9 protein-coding genes, 1 tRNA gene and 1 pseudogene are annotated in these 6,929 nt (G+C 67.8%); 7 read left to right on the forward strand and 4 right to left on the reverse strand.

The genetic code is table 11. The features are described 5' to 3' along the window. Positions 1 to 192: 192 nt before the first annotated feature. Positions 193 to 1,284 carry an ABC transporter ATP-binding protein gene (locus tag DLJ59_RS09020; RefSeq protein ID WP_124772047.1) on the reverse strand — a complete coding sequence of 364 codons (1,092 nt, stop codon included), beginning with the start codon at positions 1,282 to 1,284 and terminating at the stop codon, positions 193 to 195. Positions 1,285 to 1,623: 339 nt separating this feature from the next. On the opposite strand from DLJ59_RS09020, the gene DLJ59_RS09025 reads away from it, so the two are divergent. After that, positions 1,624 to 1,700 (forward strand) — tRNA-Thr (locus DLJ59_RS09025). Between the two features lie 73 nt (positions 1,701 to 1,773). Here DLJ59_RS09025 and DLJ59_RS09030 read toward each other — a convergent pair. After that, positions 1,774 to 1,926, reverse strand: coding sequence for a hypothetical protein (locus DLJ59_RS09030; RefSeq protein ID WP_244235917.1), 153 nt, complete (start codon positions 1,924 to 1,926; stop codon positions 1,774 to 1,776). 270 nt (positions 1,927 to 2,196) lie between these two features. On the opposite strand from DLJ59_RS09030, the pseudogene DLJ59_RS38235 reads away from it, so the two are divergent. Next, positions 2,197 to 2,352: pseudogene (locus tag DLJ59_RS38235) on the forward strand (HIRAN domain-containing protein); the annotation flags it as partial. Positions 2,353 to 2,766: 414 nt separating this feature from the next. Next, entirely contained in the window at positions 2,767 to 3,870 is a 1,104-nt protein-coding gene (gene mraY, locus DLJ59_RS09045) for a phospho-N-acetylmuramoyl-pentapeptide-transferase (RefSeq protein ID WP_124772048.1), read from the forward strand. A 101-nt stretch (positions 3,871 to 3,971) separates the two neighbouring features. Here the strand turns inward: mraY and DLJ59_RS09050 are convergent, their stop codons facing one another. Beyond that, complete coding sequence (locus DLJ59_RS09050) at positions 3,972 to 4,427, reverse strand: hypothetical protein (protein ID WP_124772049.1); 456 nt, start codon at positions 4,425 to 4,427, stop codon at positions 3,972 to 3,974. A 110-nt stretch (positions 4,428 to 4,537) separates the two neighbouring features. On the opposite strand from DLJ59_RS09050, the gene DLJ59_RS09055 reads away from it, so the two are divergent. From DLJ59_RS09055 to DLJ59_RS09070, 4 genes are all read left to right on the forward strand, one after another. Further along, entirely contained in the window at positions 4,538 to 4,768 is a 231-nt protein-coding gene (locus tag DLJ59_RS09055) for a hypothetical protein (protein ID WP_124772050.1), read from the forward strand. 17 nt (positions 4,769 to 4,785) lie between these two features. Further along, positions 4,786 to 5,187: a helix-turn-helix domain-containing protein gene (locus DLJ59_RS09060; protein WP_124772051.1), complete on the forward strand. Its 402-nt coding sequence runs from the start codon at positions 4,786 to 4,788 to the stop codon at positions 5,185 to 5,187. A gap of 35 nt (positions 5,188 to 5,222) precedes the next feature. Next, a complete protein-coding gene (locus DLJ59_RS09065; RefSeq protein WP_088952055.1) occupies positions 5,223 to 5,642 on the forward strand; it encodes a VOC family protein in 420 nt (139 codons plus the stop codon). 94 nt (positions 5,643 to 5,736) lie between these two features. After that, positions 5,737 to 6,381, forward strand: coding sequence for a histidine phosphatase family protein (locus DLJ59_RS09070; protein ID WP_208648606.1), 645 nt, complete (start codon positions 5,737 to 5,739; stop codon positions 6,379 to 6,381). Here DLJ59_RS09070 and DLJ59_RS09075 read toward each other — a convergent pair. After that, positions 6,369 to 6,929 (reverse strand): hypothetical protein (locus DLJ59_RS09075; protein ID WP_208648607.1); only part of this gene is annotated, 561 nt, incomplete at its 5' end. The genes DLJ59_RS09070 and DLJ59_RS09075 overlap by 13 nt on opposite strands.

Raw genomic sequence — 6,929 nt, forward strand, 5'->3', positions numbered from 1 at the left:
GTGCGGGAGGGGGCCTTCGTGCGCAGACCTGACGGCGGCCATCGGCAGGCTGACCCAAAAAGTGCGCCGCGCCGGCCCGGGTCGCCCCCGGAGAGCCACCTCGGCGCTGGCTGCCCACGGTGAAAAGCCACCGCCGGTACGACGAAGGGGCGGCCCGCCGAAGCGGACCGCCCCTGTCGGTACGGCGTTACGTCAGATCCGGCTGCCAGTGGAGGCGTGGAAGACGTGGCTGCGACCGGCGACCGGCTTGACGAACACGGTGTCACCCATGTTCGGCATGTTGCGCCGGTCGGTGCGGACGACGAAGCGCTCCGAGTTGCCACCAAGCGCGGCGTGGCCGTAGACGTTGGCGTCCGAACCGAGGTCCTCGACCAGCTCGACCACGACCGGCATGCCGCCCTCGGTCGGGCTGACCAGCTCGCAGTCCTCCGGGCGGAAGCCCACGGTGACCTTGCCGTCGCCACCCTGGGCGCGGGCCGCCTCGACCTGCTCCCGGGTCAGCGGGATGTTCAGCTCGGCGAACTCGGCGCCCCGCTCGTTCAGCGGAACGGTCTTGATGTTCATGGCGGGAGAGCCCATGAAGCCGGCGACGAACACGTTGGACGGGGTGTCGTAGAGCGCCCGCGGGGTGTCCACCTGCTGGAGAACACCGTCGAGGAGCACCGCGACCCGGTGACCCATCGTCATGGCCTCGACCTGGTCGTGCGTGACGTAAACAGTGGTGACACCCAGCTTGGCCTGCAGGGATGCGATCTGGGTACGGGTCTGCACACGGAGCTTGGCGTCGAGGTTCGACAGCGGCTCGTCCATGAGGAAGACCTGCGGCTCGCGGACGATCGCCCGGCCCATCGCGACACGCTGACGCTGACCACCGGAGAGCGCCTTCGGCTTACGGCTGAGGTACTCCTCCAGCTGGAGCAGCCCGGCCGCTTCCTTGACCCGCCGGTCGATCTCCGACTTGGAGGTCTTGCGCAGCTTGAGGGCGAACGCCATGTTCTCGTACACCGTCATGTGCGGGTAGAGGGCGTAGTTCTGGAAGACCATCGCGATGTCGCGGGCCTTCGGGGGGAGGTGGGTGACGTCACGCTGGTCGATGTAGATCGAACCGGCGTCCACGTCCTCCAGACCGGCGAGCATCCGCAGGCTGGTGGACTTACCGCAACCGGAGGGGCCGACCAGGACGAGGAACTCCCCGTCGCCGATCTCGAGGTCCAGCTCGTTGACGGCGGGACGCTCTTGGCCCGGGTAGACCCGGGACGCCTTGGAATAGGTGACCGTAGCCATGGTGAAGCGCTTCCTTTCACCGGCAGGAACGTGCCGGACGATCCGAGTGAAGGAGCAACCGGCACGTGTCCGTGCCGGCCAGCGGACGGCGGCCCGGTCGCGGGGGCGCCCGGTCGTCGTCCTGTCAGTGAACCGTAAACGCGTTTAACCGTGCTGCCAAGGCGGGGGGCCACCGATCCCGACAGGCGGCCTACGCATTCCGGTCACTCGGGCACGGTCAGACATCAATCGACACCACATCGAGCCGGCATGCGTCGGGTTGTTGACGAATCCCATGCTCGGGAGGCCTCGCGATCGGGATAACCAGACGTCAGTCGCTATGCTGGCCTCGACGCACGCGCCCCTGTAGCTCAGCTGGCCAGAGCACTCGCCTTGTAAGCGAGATGTCGCCGGTTCGATCCCGGCCGGGGGCTCCAATTCAATCAGGCATTTCCCGATGGGCACTGCCACGAGTCGATCGGTTGACAGCAACGCTGACAGCAACGGCACTCACGAGAGCTTCCCGTCGAGATTGCCGAGCGCCTGACGCAACGCGTCGAGGTTGGCGTGAGCGTAGACCCTGAGCGTGATCTTGACGCCGGCGTGCCGGGCGATGGCCTGGACGACGTGTGGCGGGACGCCCAGCTCCATCGGCAGTGACACAACGGTGTGCCGTAGGACCGGCGCCTCGGCTGACAATGTGTGCCGGTGGGTTTCATGGACAGGCTGCTCCGGAGGACAAGCCGGCTGGACGAGGCGAGCGTGGAAGCCGCGCAGCGGACGACGCCAGTCCAAGCCGAGTCGGACGGGAGAGGGCGACGGCCTACCGGACCGGTGGTATACGCCGCAGGACGGCAACCGTGATCGGTTTGTCGGTGCGGACGGCCTCCCGACGCTGCGTCTGATCCCCTCCCGGGACACGGGCGGCGGGTACGTCCTGCGGGCAACTTCCACCCCGGCGAGCCTGTAAGGCTCGTCCGTGAGCCGGAAAACCCCTACGACCCAAACGCGTGGCCGTTTACGACGCCAGAGGGCAGTACATGGCCGCGTACGTCAACAAGCAAAAGGCCCGGACGCCGGCGAAGCTGATCGACTCGGACACCGAGATAGAGGCGGCTGGTCAGGGCGTTCTTTTCGGCGGTGTCGACGGTGAGCCGCCAGCGGGGACCGCTTGCTTGGCTCAACGCGTGGACTGGATAACGGTCGTACATGAGGGCTCTGGGTCGCAGCTCAGGGCCCCAAGCAGCACCTCCGGACTCCTCCAGCGCGTCAAGCAGACTTGGTCTGCAAGATCGTCGTCGGATGCGCGTCGGCGAGTTACCGACCACGGCGCTGTGAGGTCCCGGGCTGCTCCGCTCGCCGTCGGATGGCAAGCTCGTGCCTCATGATCCATGACTTCGCTAAGGACTATCTGCACCGCCAGCTCAGGTCGAGACGTCAGGCGCTGATCTGGAAGCTCGGTGGGGACGCCGTGAGAAGTCCGGATCGCGTAGAGGTTCGCCCGTGAGGGCGGTCATCGTCGCGGCTGCGGTCGCGTTCATCATCTCCCTGTTCGGCACGCCGGTGGCGATTCGCGTCTTCACCGCGCTCAAGGCCGGTCAGCCGATCCGATCCATCGGGCTTGCCAGCAACCAGGGCAAGAAGGGCACGCCCACGATGGGCGGCGTCGTCTTCATCGTGGCGACCGTCTTCGCCTACGTCGCCGGGCACATCGCCCTGACCACCCTGCCCGAGCGGCAGATCGCGCAGGAGGGCCCGACAATGACGGCCCTGGTGCTGCTCGGCCTGTTCGTCTTCTGCGGCGCGGTCGGCTTCTTCGACGACTTCCTCAAGGTGCGCCAGCGCAACTCCGACGGACTGTCCGCCAAAGGCAAGCTGCTCGGCCAGGCGATCGTCAGCGCAGGCTTCGGCATCGCCGCGCTCTACGTGCCGAGCACCAACGGCCAGACCGTGGCTAGCGAGCACATCTCGCTCATCCGCGACATCAGCTGGCTCGACGTCGGCAAGGTCGGCTCGGTCATGGTCATCGTCTTCGTGATTACGGCGATGTCGAACGGCGTGAACCTCACCGACGGCCTTGACGGCCTGGCCACCGGCGCGTCGATCCTGGTGCTCGGCGCGTACGCGCTGATCGGCTTCTGGCAGTACCGGCACTGGTGCGCCGACGACGCGTACGGCCGCGTGAACGACTACTGCTACCAGGTCCGGGATCCCCTGGAGATCGCCATAATCGCGGCGGCGGCGGCCGCCGCCTGCGTGGGCTTCCTGTGGTGGAACACGTCCCCGGCGCGGATCTTCATGGGTGACGTGGGCGCGCTCGGACTCGGCGGCCTGATCGGCGGGCTCGCGGTGGTAACCCACACCACGCTGCTTTCGATCATGATCGGCGGGCTCTTCGTCATCATCACGACGACCTGGGTGATCCAGATCGTCTCGTTCCGGACCACCGGTAGACGCGTCTTCCGGATGGTGCCGTTGCACCACCACTTCGAGCTAGCTGGATGGAGCGAGGTAAATATTGTGGTCCGGTTTTGGATCGTGGCCGGCGTCTGCGTGGCGGTCGGCCTGGGCCTGTTCTACTCGGATTTTCTGGCGGTCGTTGGATAAGAGCCACGCGACAAGCCTTTGTCGCGCCACCGACGGTGATCCACCTGGCAGGGGTCAACAGCGCCTGTTGCATGACAACCACCGGGTTTCGCCCCGGTGCGCTATCTCCTGGAGCCGCGGGATCGGGTAACGAGACCGGGCTCGCGGATCAGGTCCTCATCGACTCCGGAGCGGCGGAGGACCAGCCACCAGCCCTGCAAGGTGTCCGGCTCGTAGTGGGCGACCGCATCCTGTTCGGCCAGGTTGTCCAGCCAGCCCCGGAGCTGTCTCAGTCGGTCCGGCGGGACCGGCTCGCCCGCGCGGCGGCGAGCCTCGGTGCGCAGCATCTGCAGCACGTGGTTGTTGCGGTGCTCGGGCTTCACCGCCCACGGGATCAGCTTGCTGTCGCGTACGGAGCGCTTCTTCAGTCCGAGCTGGTGACGCCAGTTGGAGATGGTTCCGTACCCGATCCGCAGGTCGTACTTGCGCCGGTACTCGTCCATGATCCAGGAGTAGGTCTTCCCCTCCCCGTACCAGCGAATAAACTCATCCGGGTCCACGAGCTTACTTGCGGTCATGCCCACCTCTCAGAACCGAGCAGTGGGAGATGCTAGGAACAGATCAGACAGGGTTGCAAGTGCGGATCGAAATCAACGTATGCGACGTCTGCCGGAACCCTTCACTTCCAGTGAAGACTTACACCGTCAGCGCCGGCGACCGCAGCGGCATCACGGACCGCTGCGCCGCGCACTCGGAGGAGCTGGAGGCGATCCTGACCCGGAACGTCCCCTACTCAGACGAGTTGGAGGCGCTGCTGTCGCCCGATGCGCGCCCGTACGGGCGTCGCCGGGGTAGGCGGGGCATGCAGGTGGTGGACATGGACGAGGTCGAGAAGGCCAAGGGACACCATCACCCATAGAAGTGGGGCCGGGGGCGATGAGTCGTGCGGTGGAGGAGTCGAACCGGGCGATGCTGCGCGCCCGGGACGCGATGGACCGGGCGTACGCCGAGCCTCTGGACATTCCCGCACTGGCCCGGATCGCGCACGTCTCGGAGGCGCACTTCATCCGTACCTTCCGGGCCACCTTCGGTGAGACCCCGCACCGCTACCTGCAACGCCGTCGGATGGAGCGGGCGATGGCGTTGCTGGTGGAGACCGACCGGGATGTGACGGACATCTGCTACGCCGTCGGCTTCGGCAGCCTGGGTACGTTCAGCCGGACGTTCCGGCAGATCGTCGGGGAGTCGCCCTCGGATTTCCGGGCGCACCGCGTCGCGCCGGCCAACGTGCCGTCGTGCTTCACCAAAGCCTGGACCCGACCCATCAGTTTTGGATAAGCCGCAGGTCACGATCGACCTCTAGCGTCATGGGCATGACGATGAACGCGATCAGCCGCTCCCAGATCTACGTCCTCGACCAGGACGCCGCGCTTGACTTCTACGTCAACAAGCTCGGCATGGAGGTCAACACCGATCAGGACCTCGGCTTCATGCGGTGGTTGACGGTCAACCTGCCCGGCGACCCGGAGCGGGAGATCCTGTTGGAGAAGCCGGGCCCGCCCGCGCTGGACCCGGCCACCGCCGAGCAGGTCCGGGAGCTGCTCACCAAAGGTGCCCTCGGTGGGTACCTCTTCATGACCACCGACGACGCCCGCAAGACGCACGAGGATCTGGTGGCGAAGGGCGTCGAGATCACCGACGAGCCGACCGAGCGCCCGTACGGGATCGACTTCGGCATCCGGGACCCCTTCGGCAACCGGATCCGCATCGGCCAGATGTTCCCCCGGGCGTAGGGGCGGCGTCCGGTCAGGCCGACTGAGCCGGCGAGAGCAGGGCCGGGAGGTGCGGGGTCGAACCCGTACCTCCCCGTGTGTTGAGGTGGGATCCATGGCGACCCGACTGCTGTACCTGGCCCGACACGCCGAGCAGGATCTGTCCGAGCTGAATGGACCCGATGCCGGCGAACCGGACACCGGCCTGTCGGAGCGCGGCCGGCAGCAGGCCACCCTGTTGGGTGAACGCCTGCGAACCCGGCGGTTCGCCGCCGTCCATCACGGGCCGCTGCGCCGGGCCGCGCAGACCGCCGAGCTGATCGCCAAGTCACTGCCCGAGGTTCCGGTGTACGAGACGGAGCTGGCCGGCGACCACCTCCCACACGACACGGATCCGGCTGGCCTGCCGCCCGCGTACGCCGAATTTCTGTCGCAGTTCTCGGCGGCCGAGCGGGTCGACGGGCCGCGAGTGACGGCGGAGGCGGTGCGGCGGTTCGCCGGCCCGGTCGGTGCGGGGCCCGCCGGCGGCGAACCGGTCCGCGAGTTGCTGGTGACGCACAGCTTCCTGATCGCCTGGCTGGTGCGACATGCCCTCGACGCACCGGAGTGGCGGTGGCTGGGTTTGAACTCGCACAACGCGGGGCTGACCGTCATCCGGTACAGCGCGGGCGGCCCGCCGAATCTGATCGCCGTCAACGACGTGGCGCACCTTCCGCCGGTGCTGCGGGGCACCGGCCTGCCCCCGGACTACCTGACGTAGGTGCTGGTAACCCGCAGCAGCAGCTTCACCACCGCCTGGGTGGCCGGCGGCGGGGGGCCTTCGGCCGGGCAGTCGGCGTACCCGGTTTCGTTGCCGCCCACGGTGAGGCGGTAGTGCATCACGTCCGCGCAGATGGTCGCGGTGGTCGGCTGCCGCGCCTCGGCGGAGAGCCGGGGGTCGGCGGCCAGTCCCGCCAGGAGGCCCTGATCGGCAGGGGGGAGCCGACCATTGCGCCGGCTGCCGGCCCGGTCCGTCACGGTCCACTGGCCGTCCGGCTCGACGACGATGAAATCACCGCGCCCGGCGAAGCCGCCGGAGCCCCGCAACGTCACCCGTGGGGCTACGCCGGTGGCGCCGACGGTGGGGGCGGTGCTCGGTTGCGAGGTACCGGTGGCCGGGGCGGCCGGGCCGGTAGCGGTGGTGGCCGAGGGTTGGGTCGGGGTGGCGGTGGGCGCTCGGTCGACGCTGGTGCAACCGGTCAGGAGCACGGCCAGGAGCGCGACCGTGATGGCGCTCGTCGATGCGGGTCTCATGCCTGTCGGACGTAG

It is taken from the genome of Micromonospora inaquosa, from assembly GCF_003857055.1.
Taxonomy (GTDB): Bacteria; Actinomycetota; Actinomycetes; order Mycobacteriales; family Micromonosporaceae; genus Micromonospora; species Micromonospora inaquosa.

Excerpts from the sequence above, each read along its gene's own strand:
- DLJ59_RS09060 (WP_124772051.1), top strand. The coding sequence starts at position 4,786 with ATGAGTCGTGCGGTGGAGGAGTCGAACCGGGCGATGCTGCGCGCCCGG.
- DLJ59_RS09070 (WP_208648606.1), top strand. The coding sequence starts at position 5,737 with ATGGCGACCCGACTGCTGTACCTGGCCCGACACGCCGAGCAGGATCTG.
- DLJ59_RS09020 (WP_124772047.1), bottom strand. The coding sequence starts at position 1,284 with ATGGCTACGGTCACCTATTCCAAGGCGTCCCGGGTCTACCCGGGCCAA.
- DLJ59_RS09050 (WP_124772049.1), bottom strand. The coding sequence starts at position 4,427 with ATGACCGCAAGTAAGCTCGTGGACCCGGATGAGTTTATTCGCTGGTAC.
- DLJ59_RS09065 (WP_088952055.1), top strand. The coding sequence starts at position 5,223 with ATGACGATGAACGCGATCAGCCGCTCCCAGATCTACGTCCTCGACCAG.